This is a genomic window from Clostridium sp. (genome assembly GCF_050717515.1).
Lineage (GTDB): Bacteria > Bacillota > Clostridia > Clostridiales > Clostridiaceae > Clostridium_AD.
Genome location: NZ_JBOITL010000039.1, coordinates 75,740 through 95,047, shown reverse-complemented (window position 1 = coordinate 95,047; position 19,308 = coordinate 75,740). Strand labels below are relative to the sequence as shown.

Annotated in this window: 22 protein-coding genes; 21 read left to right on the top strand and 1 reads right to left on the bottom strand. The window is 30.9% G+C overall.

Going from position 1 to position 19,308, the window contains the following annotated elements; translation table 11 throughout:
- The first annotated feature begins 1 nt into the window (after position 1).
- From ACREV6_RS22540 to ACREV6_RS22475, 14 genes are all read left to right on the top strand, one after another.
- Positions 2 to 634 (top strand): DivIVA domain-containing protein, encoded by a 633-nt coding sequence (locus tag ACREV6_RS22540; RefSeq protein ID WP_431580292.1) that lies wholly within the window; start codon positions 2 to 4, stop codon positions 632 to 634.
- A gap of 123 nt (positions 635 to 757) precedes the next feature.
- Positions 758 to 1,450, top strand: coding sequence for a 5'-methylthioadenosine/adenosylhomocysteine nucleosidase (locus ACREV6_RS22535; protein ID WP_431580291.1), 693 nt, complete (start codon positions 758 to 760; stop codon positions 1,448 to 1,450).
- 11 nt (positions 1,451 to 1,461) lie between these two features.
- The gene (aroF, locus tag ACREV6_RS22530; protein WP_431580290.1) at positions 1,462 to 2,268 is read left to right on the top strand and encodes a 3-deoxy-7-phosphoheptulonate synthase; all 807 of its coding nucleotides are present in this window, start codon (positions 1,462 to 1,464) and stop codon (positions 2,266 to 2,268) included.
- Positions 2,269 to 2,394: 126 nt separating this feature from the next.
- Positions 2,395 to 2,997: a TraR/DksA C4-type zinc finger protein gene (locus ACREV6_RS22525; RefSeq protein ID WP_431580289.1), complete on the top strand. Its 603-nt coding sequence runs from the start codon at positions 2,395 to 2,397 to the stop codon at positions 2,995 to 2,997.
- Positions 2,998 to 3,097: 100 nt separating this feature from the next.
- Positions 3,098 to 3,544 carry a signal peptidase II gene (lspA, locus tag ACREV6_RS22520; RefSeq protein ID WP_431580288.1) on the top strand — a complete coding sequence of 149 codons (447 nt, stop codon included), beginning with the start codon at positions 3,098 to 3,100 and terminating at the stop codon, positions 3,542 to 3,544.
- Entirely contained in the window at positions 3,545 to 4,462 is a 918-nt protein-coding gene (locus ACREV6_RS22515; RefSeq protein WP_431580287.1) for an RluA family pseudouridine synthase, read from the top strand.
- Positions 4,463 to 4,644: 182 nt separating this feature from the next.
- Complete coding sequence (pyrR, locus tag ACREV6_RS22510; protein WP_431580286.1) at positions 4,645 to 5,181, top strand: bifunctional pyr operon transcriptional regulator/uracil phosphoribosyltransferase PyrR; 537 nt, start codon at positions 4,645 to 4,647, stop codon at positions 5,179 to 5,181.
- Positions 5,182 to 5,239: 58 nt separating this feature from the next.
- Positions 5,240 to 6,523 carry a uracil permease gene (gene uraA, locus ACREV6_RS22505; RefSeq protein ID WP_431580285.1) on the top strand — a complete coding sequence of 428 codons (1,284 nt, stop codon included), beginning with the start codon at positions 5,240 to 5,242 and terminating at the stop codon, positions 6,521 to 6,523.
- A 210-nt stretch (positions 6,524 to 6,733) separates the two neighbouring features.
- Positions 6,734 to 7,873: a THUMP domain-containing class I SAM-dependent RNA methyltransferase gene (locus tag ACREV6_RS22500; protein WP_431580284.1), complete on the top strand. Its 1,140-nt coding sequence runs from the start codon at positions 6,734 to 6,736 to the stop codon at positions 7,871 to 7,873.
- A gap of 515 nt (positions 7,874 to 8,388) precedes the next feature.
- Positions 8,389 to 8,535, top strand: coding sequence for a hypothetical protein (locus tag ACREV6_RS22495; protein ID WP_431580283.1), 147 nt, complete (start codon positions 8,389 to 8,391; stop codon positions 8,533 to 8,535).
- A complete protein-coding gene (locus ACREV6_RS22490) occupies positions 8,516 to 8,992 on the top strand; it encodes an HIT family protein (RefSeq protein WP_431580282.1) in 477 nt (158 codons plus the stop codon). The genes ACREV6_RS22495 and ACREV6_RS22490 overlap by 20 nt, the downstream gene beginning before the upstream one ends.
- A gap of 406 nt (positions 8,993 to 9,398) precedes the next feature.
- Positions 9,399 to 9,620, top strand: a complete 222-nt coding sequence (locus ACREV6_RS22485) for a hypothetical protein (protein WP_431580281.1) — start codon at positions 9,399 to 9,401, stop codon at positions 9,618 to 9,620.
- A gap of 380 nt (positions 9,621 to 10,000) precedes the next feature.
- Positions 10,001 to 10,657: a hypothetical protein gene (locus ACREV6_RS22480; protein ID WP_431580280.1), complete on the top strand. Its 657-nt coding sequence runs from the start codon at positions 10,001 to 10,003 to the stop codon at positions 10,655 to 10,657.
- Positions 10,658 to 10,685: 28 nt separating this feature from the next.
- The gene (locus ACREV6_RS22475; RefSeq protein ID WP_431580279.1) at positions 10,686 to 11,387 is read left to right on the top strand and encodes an MBL fold metallo-hydrolase; all 702 of its coding nucleotides are present in this window, start codon (positions 10,686 to 10,688) and stop codon (positions 11,385 to 11,387) included.
- 177 nt (positions 11,388 to 11,564) lie between these two features.
- Here the strand turns inward: ACREV6_RS22475 and ACREV6_RS22470 are convergent, their stop codons facing one another.
- Positions 11,565 to 13,304, bottom strand: a complete 1,740-nt coding sequence (locus ACREV6_RS22470) for an Rqc2 family fibronectin-binding protein (protein ID WP_431580278.1) — start codon at positions 13,302 to 13,304, stop codon at positions 11,565 to 11,567.
- Between the two features lie 185 nt (positions 13,305 to 13,489).
- Here ACREV6_RS22470 and dapF point away from each other — a divergent pair, with 185 nt between their 5' ends.
- From dapF to ACREV6_RS22435, 7 genes are all read left to right on the top strand, one after another.
- Complete coding sequence (gene dapF, locus ACREV6_RS22465) at positions 13,490 to 14,311, top strand: diaminopimelate epimerase (RefSeq protein WP_431580503.1); 822 nt, start codon at positions 13,490 to 13,492, stop codon at positions 14,309 to 14,311.
- Positions 14,312 to 14,519: 208 nt separating this feature from the next.
- Positions 14,520 to 16,199, top strand: coding sequence for a GspE/PulE family protein (locus ACREV6_RS22460; protein WP_431580277.1), 1,680 nt, complete (start codon positions 14,520 to 14,522; stop codon positions 16,197 to 16,199).
- 67 nt (positions 16,200 to 16,266) lie between these two features.
- Positions 16,267 to 17,463 carry a type II secretion system F family protein gene (locus ACREV6_RS22455; protein ID WP_431580276.1) on the top strand — a complete coding sequence of 399 codons (1,197 nt, stop codon included), beginning with the start codon at positions 16,267 to 16,269 and terminating at the stop codon, positions 17,461 to 17,463.
- 47 nt (positions 17,464 to 17,510) lie between these two features.
- Complete coding sequence (locus tag ACREV6_RS22450) at positions 17,511 to 17,954, top strand: PulJ/GspJ family protein (RefSeq protein ID WP_431580275.1); 444 nt, start codon at positions 17,511 to 17,513, stop codon at positions 17,952 to 17,954.
- Complete coding sequence (locus ACREV6_RS22445) at positions 17,935 to 18,381, top strand: type II secretion system protein (RefSeq protein WP_431580274.1); 447 nt, start codon at positions 17,935 to 17,937, stop codon at positions 18,379 to 18,381. The genes ACREV6_RS22450 and ACREV6_RS22445 overlap by 20 nt, the downstream gene beginning before the upstream one ends.
- Positions 18,378 to 18,836: a hypothetical protein gene (locus tag ACREV6_RS22440; protein ID WP_431580273.1), complete on the top strand. Its 459-nt coding sequence runs from the start codon at positions 18,378 to 18,380 to the stop codon at positions 18,834 to 18,836. Before ACREV6_RS22445 ends, ACREV6_RS22440 begins: the two co-directional genes overlap by 4 nt.
- Positions 18,826 to 19,254 carry a hypothetical protein gene (locus tag ACREV6_RS22435; protein WP_431580272.1) on the top strand — a complete coding sequence of 143 codons (429 nt, stop codon included), beginning with the start codon at positions 18,826 to 18,828 and terminating at the stop codon, positions 19,252 to 19,254. Before ACREV6_RS22440 ends, ACREV6_RS22435 begins: the two co-directional genes overlap by 11 nt.
- Positions 19,255 to 19,308: the final 54 nt, after the last annotated feature.

Below are 19,308 nucleotides of genomic sequence, written 5' to 3'. Positions count from 1 at the left end.
CATGAGATTGACATCCATGGATATTAATAATAAGGAGTTTAAAAAGAGCTTACGAGGATACAATGCTGATGAAGTTGATGAGTTTTTAGATAAGGTAGCTGAAGAGTATGAATTTATGTACAAAGAAAATTCAACCTTAAGAGAAAAAAATAGTTTTTTAGAAGAAAAATTAGATCATCATGTTAAAATAGAATCTACAATTCAAAATACCTTGGTGCTGGCTCAAAATGCTGCGGAACAAGCAAAGTCTTCTGCTCAAAAAGAATCGGAATTGATTATCAGAAGTGCAAATGATTCTTCTCAAAGAATGGTAGATAAAGCTCATGAAGATATACTTAAGATAAATGATGAATATGATAGAACTAAGCAAGAATTTGCAAAGTTTAGGACAAAATTTAGGAATTTTATGAATTGCCAAGTTGAGATGTTTGAAGGTCTAGAAAGTGACTACTTTAAGAGTTATAATGTGGGTAGTGAAATTAACAAGTCAGGTAATGAAATTGAGGATAATAGCATAGATAAAAAAAATATTTCTCCATTAGAATGTTCAAATTTAACATTAAAAAACATTGATGAAAAAGATTTTCATAACCATGACATGGAAGAAATAAAAAGTTTTTTTGCAAAAGAGTAAAAACAAAAAAATCTCACTCAATGGGTGAGATTTTTTATGTAGCAAATGTGATATAATATATTAGGAACTTTCAAATAAGTATTTGTCATCTGCATCATAGAGCAAACGCAAGGAGGAAAAAGGATGAATATAGGTATTATTGGAGCAATGAGTGAAGAGGTTGAATTTTTACTTAGAGATATGGAAATTGAAACATGTCAGGTTAAGGCTAATATGAAATTTAGTTTTGGTATTATACATAATAAAAATGTAGTCATAGTTACGAGTGGCATTGGTAAAGTTAATGCTGCAGTTTGCGCCCAAATATTAATAGATGATTTTAAGGTGGATTATGTTATAAATGTTGGTATTGCAGGGGGTACTGTGGATAATATATACCCTGGAGATATTGTAATAGCGGATAATTTAGTACAGCATGATATGGATACTTCTATATTTGGTGATAAGCTAGGACAAATTCCGAGACTGGATACTTTTGATTTTAAATGTGATAAAAAACTAATAGAGCATGCAATAGAAGCTTGTAAGGATATAAGTGGTCACAATTATTTTATGGGGAGAATTGTATCAGGGGATCAATTTATTGCAAGCATTGATAAAATAAAATCGCTTAATTCTGAGTTTGAATGTTTGGCTTGTGAAATGGAAGGAGCAAGTATAGCGCAAGTGTGCTATTTGAATAAAATACCATTTATTGTTATTAGATCAATATCAGACAATGCAAATAATGGAGCTCATATGGATTACGAAAAATTCAAGGATATTGCTGTAGAGAATTCAACAAAAATTTTAAATAATATGTTAAAACTAATTTAGGAGTCTTGTATATGGAAAAGTTATTAGTTCATAAAAATAGTGGATTAGATATATTGGTAAAGGTTAAAAATATAATTATTGGTGGAGAAGAAAAAATAATAATATCAGGACCTTGCTCAGTTGAAGGTTACGATAATATGCATGCCATAGCAGGTGGTTTGAAAAAAGTAGGTGTACATATATTAAGGGGAGGAGCTTTTAAACCAAGAACTTCACCCTATGACTTTCAAGGTTTCATGGAAGAAGGACTGAAAACACTTAAAATTGTTGGCGATGAATTTAATATGCCAATAGTAACAGAAGTTATGGATTCTAAGGATATAGATTTAGTTCTAAGGTATGCTGATATGTTACAAATAGGGTCTAGAAATATGTACAATTACAGTTTACTCAAAGAAGTTGGAAAGTTAAAAACACCTATTTTATTAAAAAGAGGTATGAGTGCAACACTATCAGAGTGGCTCTATGCTGCAGAGTATATTATGGCAAATGGTAATGAAAATGTTGTACTCTGCGAGCGAGGTATTAGAACCTTTGATACCTACACAAGAAATACACTAGATTTAGGTAGTGTTGCTGCAATTAAACAAAAATATCGTATTCCAATAGTTGTTGACCCAAGCCATGGGACGGGCAGGCGTGAATTAGTAGCAAGGATGTCACTTTCTTCAATAGCTGCAGGTGCGGATGGATTAATGATTGAAAGTCATATTACTCCGGACGATGCTATATCTGACGCAAGGCAAACAGTGTCAATAGACACCGTAGATCAAATAGTGAAAAATGTAAAAAAATTTGATGGGATGTTTAGGGACTAAGATATATAATTATTAAAATAATTTTAAATAATTGTAATAAAATTCACTCCATGAGAAAACATAAGCCTATAGGAATTTTATCAGTTTGATAATACTACTATAATAATAACTAGAGGAGTTGTTATCATGGAAGAGGAAAAAATACAATATTTTAAACAAAGATTAATAAATGAGAGGTTGCGAGTTCAAAGTCTTATTAAAGAGCTTAAACAAAATGGGGTTATAAATTCTAATAGTGAAATGGCATCTGAAATATCATTTTATGATAATCATCCCTCAGATACTGCAACGGAACTTTTTGATATGGAAAAAGGATTAGCACTTAAGGCCAATGAAATGTCAATTATTAAAAAGATTCAAGATGCATTAAAGAGCATAGAAAATAATACCTATGGGAAATGTAAAAGTTGTGGTAAGGATATAATTGAGGAGAGGCTAGAATTTATACCTTACGCAGAGAATTGTGTGGGATGTGAAAATGACCTAGGTGATAAAAAACCAGCGCTGAAAAATGATAGACCAGTTGAAGAAGATGTACTGGGTACGCCTTTTAGATACAGTAGTACTGGTGAAGTAGGTATAGACGCTGAAGATACTTATATGGTAGTAGACCGCTTTAATGAATTAGATGACATTATTGAGTATTATGATGATGACGACGAAGGTGGCTACGTTGAACCTATAGAGAAAATAAGTAATGATCAATATAGAAACCAGTTACCAGATTAAAAAAAGTATATATTGCTGCGGATGTGTTTAGAATTATTTAGGTTAAAACATATTCGTAGCAGTATATACTTAATTGTTCATATTAAATAGGGGGAAAAGTATGGAACTATTAATTATTTTTTTAGGTTTGCTATTGGACAGATTAACTAAAGTTTGGGCCCTAGGTTCTTTAAAAGATAATAATGGAATTATATTAATTAAAGATTTTTTCGGATTAGAATATTTAGAAAACAGAGGAGCAGCTTTTGGAATTTTGCAAAACAAAACCATATTGCTAGCGTTAGTTACTCTACTTGTTATATCAGGAATGATATATTATATTATTAAATATAAGCCAAAATCAAAATTCTTAAGGATAGGTCTTTCACTAATTATAAGTGGAGCATTGGGAAATTTATATGATAGATTATTTTATAAATATGTAGTGGACTTCATTTTACTTCATTATAAAGATATATATTATTTTCCGACTTTTAACATATCGGATATGTTAGTAGTTGTAGGTACTTTGATTTTGGCAATTTCTATAGTAAAGGATGAGGTATAAATGGACAGTTTTGAGTATAAAGTTGATGAAGATTCAGTTGGTACAAGATTAGATGTATTTATTTCTACTAGACTTGAGAATAAATCTAGGTCATATGTTCAAGGAATAATTGAAGGTGGAGCGGCCTTTGTAAATGGCAAATGTAGAAAAAGTAATTACAAATTAAAAGTAGATGAAATAATTGAGTTATCCATTCCAGAGCCTGCGGAGTTAGACGTTGTAGCAGAAGATATACCTTTGGATGTTATATATGAAGATAGCGATGTAATTGTAATTAATAAACCACAGGATATGGTGGTTCACCCAGCGCCAGGAAATTATAGTGGGACATTAGTTAATGCATTGTTATATCATTGCAAGGACCTATCAGGCATCAATGGTATTCTAAGGCCAGGAATAGTACATAGAATCGATAAGGATACATCTGGAGCTCTTGTAGTAGCTAAAAATGATAATTCACATAGCTCTTTAGCGGAGCAGCTTAAAGATCATTCAATGACAAGAAGTTATTTAGCTCTTGTAGAAGGTATAATTAAGCAAGAGGTCGGCTCAGTAGATGAACCTATTGGAAGGCACCCTAAAGATAGGATTAAAATGGCAGTAGTAGAAAGTGGTAAGAAGGCTATTACCCACTATAAAGTAATAGAAAGGTTTGGCAGCTATACCTTAGTAGAATGTAACTTAGAAACAGGACGAACTCATCAAATAAGAGTACATATGGCAAAGATAGGACATCCTTTAGTAGGAGATTTGGTATATGGATTTAAAAAGCAGCATTTTAATTTGAAAGGTCAGGTTCTTCATGCAAAAATGCTTGGATTTATCCATCCAAGTACTAAGAAGTACATGGAATTTATTTCACCTCTTCCAGATTATTTTGAAAAACTTATAATCAAGTTAAGAAATGAGTTGAAATAGAACATAATATGTGATAATATGTTGTTAATTAAATAATTATGCCTTTAAATGTTCCAGAGAGTTCATAAGGATAATGATAGCAATACTATTATGCGTATAGTATGCCTTTACCTTTATGGTAAAGGCTTTTTTATATTTTAAAAATAAAAGTAAAAAATATTATTTAATAGGGGGGCAAAGTTATGGAATTTAAATCAGTGCTATTAGATGAAAAAGCCATACAAAGAACATTGACAAGAGTAGCTCATGAAATTATTGAAAAAAACAAGGGAATAGAGGATATTATCCTTGTAGGAATAAAAAGAAGAGGGGTACCAATTGCAAAAAGAATTGCTCTATTAATAGAACAGATTGAAGGAACTAAAGTTCCCGTAAGCAGTGTTGATATTACTTTATATAGAGATGACCTTACCTCTATAAATGAGCAACCAGTTTTAAACAATGCAGAACTAGGTATAGACGTAAGAGGGAAAAAAATAATTTTAGTAGATGATGTATTGTATACCGGAAGAACTGCCAGAGCTGCAATTGATGCAATAATAGCAAGTGGTAGGCCTCAAATGATACAACTCGCGGTTTTAGTAGATAGAGGACACAGAGAGTTACCTATTAGAGCAGATTATGTAGGGAAAAACATACCAACTTCAGGAAAGGAAATGATTTCTGTGGAGCTTTTAGAAATTGACGAAAGTGATTCAGTAAGTATATATGAGATATAACTTCGAAGAAGATAAATAATCTTTTAAAATAGTCCAGCGAGACTAAAAGGAGGAACAAATGAATAATATTGTAGATGTTAATGAAAAATTACCAATACTTAAGACTCTCCCCCTAAGCTTCCAGCACTTATTTGCTATGGTAGGAGCAACTATACTTGTACCAATGCTTACAGGTCTTAGTCCTTCAATTGCACTGTTTTGTAGTGGTGTGGGAACATTACTATATATTTTATGTACAAAAGCTAAGCTCCCTGCATATGTAGGTTCATCCTTTGCGTTTATTGGACCTATGGGTGTAGCCACAAAGGCATATGGACAAAGTTCTATGTTATCGGGAATTATTGCTGCAGGGTTTGTATATGTAATTGTAGCTTTAATTATTAAATTTGCAGGAACCAAATGGTTAGATAGAATGTTATCTCCAGTGGTGGTAGGTTCGGTTGTAATTGTAATAGGACTAAGTCTCGCTTCAGTTGCAATAAATTGGGCAGGTCTAAATTCAACCTTTACAACTCCAGCACTTGAAGGTGTATCTAGAGGCGCATGGATATTTGTATCAATGTCAACTCTTGCAATTGCTATAATAGGTACTATGTATTTCAAAGGATTTTTCGGGGTAGTACCCATACTCATTGCTATGGTAATTGGATATGCACTTTCTATGTCCCTTGGAGTAATTCCAAAGGAAGCTCTACAGGAAATAGCTAAAGCGAAATTTTTTACATTACCAAGTTTTGTTTTGCCAACCTTTAATATAAATGCTATTATGCTTATGGCTCCAGTAGCTTTTGTTACACTTGCAGAACATATTGGTCATGTATATGTTACAAGTAATGTTTGCGGCCGTGACTTCACAAAAGATCCAGGGCTACACAGATCAATTTTGGGAGACGGAATTGCTACAATGTTTGCAGGGTTTGTGGGAGGACCGCCTAATACCACTTACGGTGAGAATATAGGAGTTATGGCAATTACAAAGGTCTACAGTGTTTGGGTTATTGGAGGAGCTGCAATAATAGCAATTATATTATCCTTTATAGGACCAGTTTCAGCAGTAATAGGCAATATTCCACTTCCAGTAATCGGGGGAGTTAGTGTAATGTTATTTGGAATAATTGCTTCCTCTGGTTTTAGAATTTTTGTGGAAGATAAAGTTGATTTTAGTAAAAAGAGAAATCTTATAATTGCTTCAGTGATAATAGTTTTAGGTGTTGGTGGAGGAGGCATTAAGTTCCCATTTGCAGGTGGAGAATTTGAGATTGCAGGGGTAGCCCTTGCAACCCTGGTGGGCATAATACTGAACTTAGTTTTACCTGAAAAGAGCAAGTCAGGAGATAATTAGTATAATTTTTAAAAATAAGTGTCAGATTTAATTCTGGCACTTGTATTTTTATTTAGATTCAAATTTAAAATTTCTAGACAATAATAACAAATAGAGATATTATAATATGAGTGATACTAACAATAAAGTATCTTAAATGAGTAACTAGCATACTTACTAGTTATTTTTTTAAGATGACTAAAGAAAAGAAGAAATAGGAGAGATAAATATATGATGTATACTTTAATTGCCACTACTACTTTTGGAATAGAAGCAGTAACAGCAAAAGAACTAAAAGCACTAGGATACGAAGATTTAAAGGTTGAAAATGGAAGAGTAACTTTTGAAGGCGATGAAATGGACATTGCTATATGCAATACTTGGCTTAGAACAGCAGAAAGACTTTTTATAAAGATGGCTGAATTTAAGGCCTTGTCTTTTGAAGAGCTATTTCAAGGAACGCTGGCAGTTGATTGGGGTAATTTAATACCAGAAAACGGCAATATGCATATTGTAGGTAAATCTGTGAAATCACAGCTTCATAGTGTGCCAGATTGCCAAGGTATAGTAAAAAAGGCAGTAGTTGAGTCTATGAAGAAAAAATATGATAGTGAATGGTTTTCAGAGGAGGGCCCAGAGTATAAGATAGAGGTTGCGATTCTAAGGGATATAGTAACACTATCCGTAGATACTTCAGGTGTGGGACTGCATAAAAGAGGATATAGAGAATATGCTGGTGAGGCACCACTTAAAGAGACTTTAGCTGCAGCCCTTGTGCTAATAAGTAAATGGGATAGTTCAAGAGTTTTAGCTGACCCCCTTTGCGGTTCGGGGACTATAGCCATAGAAGCAGCTCTTATAGCGAAAAATATTGCTCCAGGGATAAATAGAAAATTTGTTAGTGAAACTTGGCCAAATATTGAGACTGATATATGGGAGCAAGTACGCGAAGGTGCAAGAAAAACTGTAAATAATAATGAAATCGAGATATTAGCTTCAGATATTGATGGAAGTTTACTTCGAACAGCCATAGCTAATGCCGAAAAAGCCGGAGTTAAGGACTTTATAAAATTTCAAAAAATACCAATGCAAAGTTTTACCTCTAGGCAGAAATATGGAGTTATAATAACAAACCCACCTTATGGAGAAAGATTAGGAGAAGTAGCAGAAATAAAAAGACTTCAGGTTGATCTTGGAGAGATGTATAGAAGTCTAAATGAATGGTCTTGCTTTGTAATAACCGCCAATGGTGACTTTCAAAAGGACTTTGGAAATAAAGCAGATAAAAATAGGAAATTATATAATGGAAGACTTTTATGTTATTATTACCAATATATAAAAGAAATACCTAGAAAGAAAAAAGAAGAGTAAGAGTTCTAGCTATGAAAATTCTCCGCCGTGCCTTGCAATATGAGCTCGAAACGTGAAATTCAATTAACAAATTCTAATCTTTTTCCAATATAAAATTCTCTAACACTCACATTCGCCTTCCTGGCTCAGGTTCGCTAGCCACCTCTGGGTAGGTCGCTGGGGGACATAACAATTATTAATTGTTATGCTTCCTGTCAGGCTTACGAGAATTTTATATTGGAAAAAGAAGAATTTGTAAATTGAATTTCAATGTTTTTTCGCTTCTTATTGCAAGTCACTTTGGAGAAAGCTCATACTATCATGCATCTTACTGTAGAAGGACAAGGGATTCGCTATCCTACTGTTGGAAGGGTTATGAGGATTTTTAAATGAAGATAAGACAAGGGATATATTATACATATATTCTTTGTCTTATTTTTTGACTTATATTTCGCTGAATGAATTAGAAAACTAATTATATATTTTAAAAAAATCATGGATTTCACCTAGGATATGGTTACAAAATACATAATTGAATGTTATTTCATGGTATTAAATGGTATAATCCATCTATAAGTTGTTTCGTAGTCGTAGAATATTGTAACTTTAACAATTCTGGTTCGTATTTATTTATAGATATAGAAAAAGAAGGAGTGAATTATAATGAAAGATTTTATGAATAATGAGTGGAAGTCTGAATGTATTGGTTGTGAAATAGGTAAAGGTAATATTATACCTCCAGGCGGAATCATAAAGGAAACAGAGAATTTTTTTATACAGCAAGATTTAGAAATTCCTCTAAAGGGCTTTCTCATCATAGCATCAAAAAAACATCTAAGATCAATTGCTCAATTTACTTTAGATGAAGTAACAGAGCTTACTAACCTGATATATAAATCTAGATTAGCTTTAAATGAGATTAGTGATATCAATGAAGTAGTTATTATTCAAGAAGAACGTTCAAACCACTTTCATGTGTGGCTTTTTCCAAAATATAATTGGATGAATGAGTTATTTGAAAATTCATTAACTGATATTAGAAAAATTATGCAATATGTAAAATTAAATATGAAGAACGAAAAAAATATTAAAGAAGTTTTATCAACAGCTGACTTTCTTAGAAATTTAATGCAATCTTAAAGTTCTATTAGCATGTAAATTCTAATTTGCAATTTAAGAGTTTTAAATGTGTGGAATAATATAGCATATAGACTTAAGTTGATTCACAATATTCTAAAAGTTCGACCCAACTTATTTAGCAAACAATAACTTCCAGTTATTGTTACGTCCCTCGATGTCGTGACATAAAATGAAAGTTTATGTTTGCTATTTATAAAAAAAGCAGGATTTTAACCGCTAGAAGTAAATGGACATCTAGGATTATGGAATTATAATGATGAGAAGATTTAAAGTTATGCTTTTTTTAAATAAACTGAGAAAATAATATGACATTAGTACGCAATATTCATAAATTTTTAATCAATATTAATTTGCGATATTTGAATAATGGTATTTAATACTGATAAAAAAAGGTGGGGGGAACTGAATGAAAACACAACTTAAAAAATGTTTGACTGAACAAGTGCTGATTTTATCTAATTTTAAAAGTGAAAAATTAACTTTAGAAGGAACAGAGTTAGAAGAAAATTTAAAGTATTATCTTTCAAAATTCACAGAGGGAATATTAGATCCAGATACTGTGGGTAAGAAACCAGATAGATTTGTTAGTAATCTTCAAAATGGCATTTATGGACTTTCTCCTGCGTGACTTGAAATAAGAAGAGCAGAAATATTGAAATCCCATTAGAATTCCTTAATAGCAAACAATAACTTCCAGTTATTATTACGTTCCCCGAGGTCGTGACATAAACTGGAAGTTTGTGTTTGCTATGGATACAAAATACATAATTGAATGTTGTTTTTGGTATTAAATGGTGCAATCTATCTATAAGTTGTTTCGTAGTCGTATTTTATGACGGAGTATAGTAAGCAAAATAAACAGTCATAGAGTTTGCTTATAATAAATATCATTCATTAAAATTGATCCTTTTAACTATAATGATAATAAGCATAGATATAAATTAGAAAAATATTGCAAACAAAATTTTACGAAGGAGGTAAAAATCGATTTGAATGAGAGGTGATTAAATGGTTTTTCACGAATTCCTTGCGAAACAGGAAAAGATATATGCTGAGTTTAGAGATACATCTAAAATCCAGGCAGAGGGACTAATCCCACAAATATCTGATAATAAAGGAGGATATATTATTGCTCTTAGACATTCAGAGAATATAATGATTGGTGTAGAGAAGTTTACTGAAAAAATTAGTCAAGTCACTTCTTCCATTAAATATGACAGGAGCAACATGCACACTACGTTAGCTACGTATCAAGTGGTAGATGGTTTTAGCCCTGTAAAAGAGAAGTTAGAGAATCTCTCCAGTATAGTTTGTAATAACTCTTCATTAATCAAGAAAGTAGAAATAGAGTATTATGAGTGCTTGATGAATCAAGATAGCGGAATTGTTGGGGGAATTCCTAATCTCGCTTTTTTTGAAAATGCAAGTAAAATAATTGGATATGCACATGAATATGGAATTGAGCTTAAATTTCCTTGGGGGGCACATGCTACTATTTGTCGTTTCTTAGAAAAGATTTCACCTGAACAAACTCAAGAACTATTAAATATTTTTAAAAAAAGTAAACCTTTAGGTATAAGTAAACCCAATTATATTGATGTAGGACATTTTATTCTTACTCCAGATAGTTTTAAGATTAATGTATATGAAAGGTTTGAAATATAACGTCAAATAACTTTTTAGGAGTGATGATATGAATAGACTGAAATTCCTTGGAAGAGGAGCAGGATATACTACTAATGAAGGAAATACTTCTGCTTACATGATAAAAAATGAAACACTTTTACTGTTAGATTGTGGAGATGCTGTATTTAAAACAATTGTTGAAAAAGATTTAATTGAGGAAATAAAAAATGTACATGTTTTGATTACCCATATGCATTCAGACCACATAGGTTCATTAGGTAGCTTCATTGGATTTTGCTATTGGAAATATAAAATAGTGACAAAGGTTTACTTTTATGAGAAAGATAAAATAAGAAATTTTTTAGAACTTGTTGGTTTAATTGAAAACCAGAGTTTTATTATCATTGATACTGAAAATAGAAGAATTGATTCTTTAGAATTAGAATTTTCACCTTCGTTAACTAAGCATTCTAAAGCAGTTAACACCTATTCGTATATCTTAAAATTTGATAAAGGAAATGATATTTTCTATAGTGGAGACACATATGAGACTAATTTAGATGTAATTCCTTTTTTAAAGTTAGGTAATCTAATATATCATGATACATGCCTTAATGATTTTGATGGTAATGTTCACACATCATTAAGAGTTTTAAGTGAAATCATTCCAAAAGAATATAGAAAACAAGTTTATTGTATGCATATTGATGAAACTAATTTTGTGGATGAAGCACAAAAAGAAGGCTTTAATGTAGTTGAGGTATCTTAAATAATTAGCATGTTTTATTTTTTGCAACCCAAAATCAAACCCGTTGATTTTGGGTTGCTTTTTCTATTGTTAAAATACATACTATTTGATTCCGTTTCACCGAAGCGCAAGAACTTTTCCTTGGATGATGTAGATACATCGTTAGTATGGAATTTCCATAGGTCACGTTCCTATTTTTTATTCAACCCTTTTTAAAGTACTTTCGCAAGGTGTTATATACATAGTTTTATTTGTAGAGTAAATAACCATTCCAGGTTTTGCACCAGAAGGCTTCTTTACATTTTTAACCTGAGTATAATCAACAGGCACACTAGAAGAGTTTTTAGATTTACTAAAAAATGCTGATAAGTTGCCAGCTTCTAGTAGTGTGGTTTCAGGTATATCACCAAAATTTTTAATAATAACGTGAGAACCTGGAATTTCCTTTGTGTGAAGCCACATATCATTTTTATGGGCAAGTTTTAATGTTAGGAAATCATTTTGAATATTATTTCTACCTACATAAATATCAATGCCATCACTTGAAACAAAGTGCATAGGCTTAGTTGCCTTTGTCTTTTTATTTTTACCTTTAGTGTGTTTTTTTAATGCAATATAGTCAGTTTCTATTAATTCATTTTTAATATCTTCAATTCCATTATAGTTTTCTACATTTATTATGTTAGTAAGTACAGAATGTAGATATTTCAATTCGTTTTCAGTAAGTTCCATTTGAATTGTGGCCATTTCCTCTGCTATCTTAAATTTATTATATTTTTTGTAGTAGTACTGAATATTTTGTGAGGGAGTTTTATTTTCATCAAGTTTGATTTTTATGGACTCCCCATTTTCACTATAATAATTCACAAGATCAGCAAATTTGTCACCCTTTTTAAGAGAGTATATATTAGCAGTTAAGAGTTCACCATTTAACATATAAGAGCCTTTAGTATCACATTCTTTTAAGGTCTCCACAAGTATTTTTACCTTTTTATCACAACGATTAATATTGTTATGAACTATTTTTTGAAGGCTTGCGCTTTTAGTATTTAACCTGTCATGGTTATCCTTTTGAAAATAAAAATTTTCTATTAATTTAGAGGGTGAATCATACTCTTCGCATTCACAATCTTTTAAAGAGGTAAGCTTAACACAATGGAAATCTTCTAGTTTACCTTTCACAGTATAGGAAGCTAAAAAAGTATTTTTAGATAGTGATTTAAAAATATTTGCTGTAAAGTCATAAATGTGTTTGGCATGTTCTAAATCAAAATCAGTATATTGAGAAGAATACCTATACAAGAGTTCAGAGGAGAGTTTAGAACTTATTCCTGTGAAAGTACCTGTAAAGAATTTTTCTTTGAATTGTATTTCTTTAGTAGTTATATACTCATAGAAATCATCATAACTAAAATTAAAAGGATCTAGTTTTGTAGAAATAGGAGGGTATGCATAATCCACACCAGTAAATAAAACTCTAAAAGTGTTAACATCTGCTGTAACGTGCTTTATGCTATCCATAACTAAATTGTCACGGGTACGGACTAAGCTAATATTACTATGCCTACCCATTATTTCAATTATAAGTGAGTAGACACTATCAAAGCCTAATTCATCACTACTTTTAAAGTCTATAATTAGCAACCTATCTGAGTTTATTTGTCTTACATCTAAAACCGTTGCAGTATTTAAATATTTCCTTAAAACCATACAAAATATAGGTGCTTGTGCTGGGTTATCTTTATTAAATTCTGTAAAATGGATTCTGGGATAGTTTGAACTTGAACTTATTAATAGCTTATATATTTTTCTATTCTTTTTAAAACTTAATATGATTTCATCTTTTTCTGGTTGGGTTACTTTATCAACTCTGCAATCTATAATAACATCTTTTATTTCCTCAATGAGGCTAGATAAATAAATTCCATCTAATGCCATACATATCACCCTTTCCTTCTGAAATGTTGTTAAAACTTTATAAATTTATACACTTATGCTTTGTAAATAACACATTATATAATATAATATTAATAAGTTAAGTTATATTTATATTATACCATTAAAGAAAATTATTGAAAAGTCGTACTAGGTGTATTGCAAGAAGGAGGAGCTATTTGGAAATTATAAATTTTACAAAAATGCAGGGAACGGGAAATGATTTTATTGTTATTGAAGATTTTGATGGCAAATATGCTAATTTGGAAGGATTGGCCATAAAACTTTGTGATAGACATTTTGGAATAGGTGCAGATGGGATTTTAATAGTTACAAAAAGTAATATAGCAGATATTCAGATGATAATTATTAATGCTGATGGTTCTTATGCATCTATGTGTGGAAATGGCATAAGGTGCTTTGCGAAGTACGTTTTTGAAAAAAAATATGTAGAGCAAGAAAGCATGAAAATAGAAACGGGTGATGGCGTAAAGCTAGCCAATATATGCATTAAAAATGGAAGAGCGGAAAGTGTAACTATAAATATGGGGAAATATAATTTTAATCCTAGTAGTATTCCTGCGTTATCTGGGTCTGAAATAATTAATAAAAAGATAGAGGCTAACCATAAAGAGTATTACATTACTTCATTGTTTATGGGAGTACCACATACTATTGTTTTTGGAACGCAGGAAGATTATCAGGTTGAGGAAGGGAAGCATATTGAAAGACACAGTCTATTCCCAGAAAAAACAAATGTAAATTTTTGCGAAATAGTAGGAAGAGGTATCATAAGGGTCAAAACTTGGGAAAGAGGTGCAGGACCTACCTTAGCCTGTGGTACGGGTAGTTGTGCATCTGTGGTAGCAGCAAGCATACTGGGATATATTGATAAAAGCGTAGAGGTACAGGTTCCCGGTGGAGTGCTTAACGTAGAGATTGCTAAAGACGAGGTTCTGATGACAGGTCCAGCAGAAGTAACCTTTGAAGGATGTTTTTTTCTAAATTAATTTAATGACATTTCAGAAGGTGATGATTTAAAGCAACTGTCTATTTAACAATAGCGCAGTTGCTTTTTATTTTGTCGAAAACTTCTGACCAATGTTTTTTATTTTGTCGAAAATTTCTGACCTAAAAGGTGAATAAAATTATAAAAGTGGACAAAAATTACAAAAGGATCCTATAAAAATTTAATATAAGAAAAGGTAAAATAATAACATGAAAAAAAATCTACTCCAATTATTATTAGACAAAAACCTAATTACAGAGGAAGAGTATAAAGAAGTAAAGGCGATTTCACTTAAGAACAATTGCAGTGAAGAACAAATAATTCTACGGGACATAAAAATAGATTTAAATCAGCTTATTTTAATAGTAGAGAATGATTTTAACATATCTTATACGGATCTGGAATCTAATAGTAAAAAAAATCAAGCATTTAAACTAATATCCAAGGAGGTAGCTAATAGGTATGGGGTAATACCCTTTTATGATAATAGTAATGAAGTGCATGTTGCTTTTTCAAATCCATTTGAAATAAAAGTTATTGATGAGCTTAAATTTATTACAAACAAAAAAATCAAAGTATTCTTTGCACTAGCTAGTAATATTTCAGAGGCCATTGAAAACTGCTATGGAAAACAAATTGTGGATGTGGCAGTTGAAGAAATGAGAAAAGAATATATGTTAGAGGAAAGTGAAAAAAATGAAGAGGCGCATTCAGAATTTTCGACTGAAAATGCCCCGGTTATAAGAATAACAAACTCCTTGTTAAAGCAAGCCGTAAATGCAGAAGCCAGCGACATTCATCTAGAACCCTTTAAGAAATTTGCAATACTAAGAATGAGAGTAGATGGAATTCTTAGTGAAATAAATCAAATTCCAAGCAATGTATATAAATCCCTATGTACAAGAATAAAAATAATGGCAAACATGGATATAGCCACTAAATTAATTCCACAAGATGGTAAGATAACTGAAAATATAGATGGAACAGACTATGATTTTAGGGTATCCTCCCTTCCAACAATGTATGGAGAAAAGTTAGTTATAAGGGTTTTATACAAGTTAGAGAGATTTATTAATTTAGACTCATTAGGCTTTAGCTCTGATAAAGTTATGATTTTAAAGGATATATTAAAACTTTCTCATGGAATGATTGTCGTGGCAGGACCCACAGGAAGCGGAAAATCAACAACACTATATGCACTACTAAATGAGATTAATAGTAAAAGTAAAAATATCATTACCATAGAAGACCCAATAGAATATAATATGCCTAGAATTAATCAAGTAAACGTAAACAATAAAGCGGGTCTTACTTTTTCAACTGGACTCCGAAGTATATTGAGGCAAGATCCAGATGTGATAATGCTTGGAGAAATAAGAGATGAAGAGACGGCACAAATTGCAGTGAGGGCATCAATAACAGGACACTTAGTATTAACAACTCTTCATACAAATGATGCTGTTACATCTATATCTAGGCTAATAGATATGGGTATTCCATCATATCTAGTTGCGGATTCATTAGTTGTAGTACTTGCTCAGAGATTAATAAGGAAATTATGTTGCTTTTGTAAAATTGAATATGAGATTACTAATGAAGAATTTCAGCATTTAGGATTTAATAGGGGTGAGAAAATATATAAAGGAGCAGGTTGCAACAAATGTAATGAGACTGGATATAAAGGTAGAACAGTGGTATATGAATTACTAAAGTTAGATAGTGTTCATAAATCCATTATAGCAAGAAGTGGCATAAGTGATGAGCTTTGGAAATATTGCAGTGAAAAAAAATCTGATTCATTTATGGAGAGTTGTAGCGACGCAGTGCGCAGAGGGGTAACCTCAATAGAAGAATTTGTAAATGCTACTCACAGCTATAATTTTAAATAAGGCATCTAAAAAGATGGCATACTTACTAGTTGCTTTTTTAGATGATTAGTGATGGGTGAAATATAAAATGAGATTTAAATATATGGCTAAAACATCCAATGGAACAACAATAAAGGGCAGTTGTGAAAGTGATAGTATAGAAGAATTAGCATTAGGACTTCGCGCACAAGAATTATTTTTAATAAAATGTAGGAGTGTAAAAAAAATAACTGAAATTTCTACTAAACCCAATTTAAAAACTATATCTATATTTTGCAAACAATTTTCAATATGTATTAAATCAGGAATTCCAATGTGTGACATTCTTAATTTGCTTTACCAGCAAATGTTGCATAAATCTATAAAAAACAGTCTCCTAAGCATTAGAGAAAATGTACAAAAGGGTAATTCACTGCATAGAAGTATGAAAAACACTATAAATGTATACCCTGATTTTATGATAAATATGATTTATTTAGGTGAAGAGAGTGGAAAACTAGATATAATTCTAGAGGAATTGGCGGTTTATTATGAAAAAGAGCATAAGCTATTAAAAAAATTTACTAATTCAATGATTTATCCTTGCACAGTATTTGTCACATTAACAATTGTATCATTTTTTTTGTTTATAAAGGTAATTCCAGTATTTATTACAAACTTAAACTCTTTCCATGCTGAAATCCCATTGTTAACCAGAGTGGTTTTAGGGATGAGTAACTTTTTAGCAGCGAACTTTTTATGGATTTTAATGATGAATTTAATTTTTATTTTTATTTTTATAGAATACTTTAAAACGGAAAATGGAAAGATGGCTATTGATAAATTTAAATTTGTTTGCCCAATATTAGGCCCGGTATACAAACGTATTATTTACACAAGATTTACTAGAGGTCTTAATATATTACTAACTAGTGGGGTGGGGCTAGTAAAAGCTTTTGAAATAATTCATGATGTTATTGGAAACAGATATTTTAAGTTAAAGCTTAAAACAGTTTTTAATGATATTAAAAAAGGAGGAGATTTATCAAGCTCACTAAATGTAATGAACCTATTTCCACAATTTTTTGTGGCTATGATAAAAATAGGAGAAGAAACGGGTAATTTAGATGAGATGTTTTTAATAGCTGCAGATATCTTCTATGAAGATGCAGAGGAAAACGTAGAGAAAGCCACTGCACTGCTAGAGCCAATTCTAATAATATTTTTAGGTGTTATGATAGGAATAATAATACTTGCGGTTATGCTACCAATGCTAAGCGTTATGGACTCCGTGGGCAAATTTTAATGACATTTCAGCATGGAAGATGATGATTAAATAAGAAAGGTGAATTTATGCGTAGGGGATTTACATTGGTCGAGATGATTTTAGCTATATCTATTATGAGTATAATGGTGTGCTGTAGCGTTATTTCTGTAAGGTTCTATAAATCAGTAAAAAACAAAATAGATGCAGAATATTATTGCAATGCAACAGTAGGTTTTATTAATAATTCAAAGATGTATTGTAGAAAAAATTCTTGTAGCGCAACAATGTTTTTTGATTTAGAGAGGAATGAAATAAATTTAGAAAATGCTATTAGTACAGTAAATACACTAGCATTTTCAAACAAGATAACCTTGTACAAAGTTCAAGGTAGGCGAACAAATGGAGACATTGAAATTGATAAAAACGGTTTTACTAATGATGCATGTACAATAATATTAAGGGATAATAATTTAATAGAACACGAAATTACAATGAGAGTAGGTACATCATATGTCAAAATCAATAAGTAAAAAAGGATTTACATTATTGGAGATGCTATGCAGCCTAGGTATATTCTCTATGATTTTCATTTGCATAATGTCCTTCAATTTAACTTCTCTTAATATAAAAAAGGATATTAAAACTATAAATAATAATATATCAATAATGGAGTGCCTTAAAAACAATATTATATATTCTATGAGCTTTGAGGGATTAGAGCAGTTGCAAAAAAATAACAGAGTTTTTGTAAATAAGGAAAATATGACTTTGAACAAAATTCAAAAAGGAGTAATGGACGTGTTTTCAGATAAGGTAGTCCTTACGGATTCCTATATACAATTGAGCTTCTTAAAATGTGAATTTAAGGTATACACTTTAAGGCTGACCTTACATTCGGGTAGTCCAGAGGATATTATAGAATTACAGTGTGATTTATATAAAGGCGACCATAAATGAAAAAAAGTGGAGTTACACTTATAGAAATAGTAATTGTTATGGGTTTGGTGTTTTTAATGGTAGGAGTGGTAGATATCATGCTCAACTCTTATTTGAAAAATTATAAAAATAATGTATTAGAAAATAAGGGGTTTAATTATTTAAACGAAGCCATAGCAATAATAGAAAAAGAAGTGAATAAGGATGCAAGTACAGTAAAAACTGAGGATAATATTATTAAAATAAATTATTCTGATGAAACCACTATAAATCACATAAAATGTATCAAAAACAATCTTTATATCTTATATGGTACAAAATATAGTATACCTGAGGATAGTTCCTATAAAAGTGTAATTATAGATGATGTGAAAGGCTTTGTGGCTACAAGAACTGGAAGAACACTTTATATTAAAGTGAGCTGGTACAATGGCCAAACAATGGAGAGGTGTTTAGCAATAGTAAATGCAAACTAAAAAGGGCTTTATAATGGTTTATACTATTTTAGTAGGAATAATTTGTTTAATTATAATGATGTATATATTTGATATCCAAATGTCAGAAGTAAAGTATTCTACAAATACTAAAGAATACCTACTTAAAGAAGATAATTATCAAAGATACAGTGAGTATTTAATGACGTTATTTTCTACTTATATTAATGAAAATAATGAGGTGATAAAAAAAATAGGAATAAATGAATTCTTTTATAATTCTAAAGACTACATAGTAAAGTATGAAAAAGCTAAGGTGAGTTATTCTAATAATACCTATGAATTCATTTTTACAACACCTTACAAGTATGGGGCAAATAGAAATGATTATTTTAAACTACAAGGAAATGGTGAAAGTTTTAAAATGGTATTTATAAAAACTGATTATACTAATAATTAAGGTGCCATCTACGTGGCAAGTGTCTTTATATCAACTGATTATACTATTAAATGG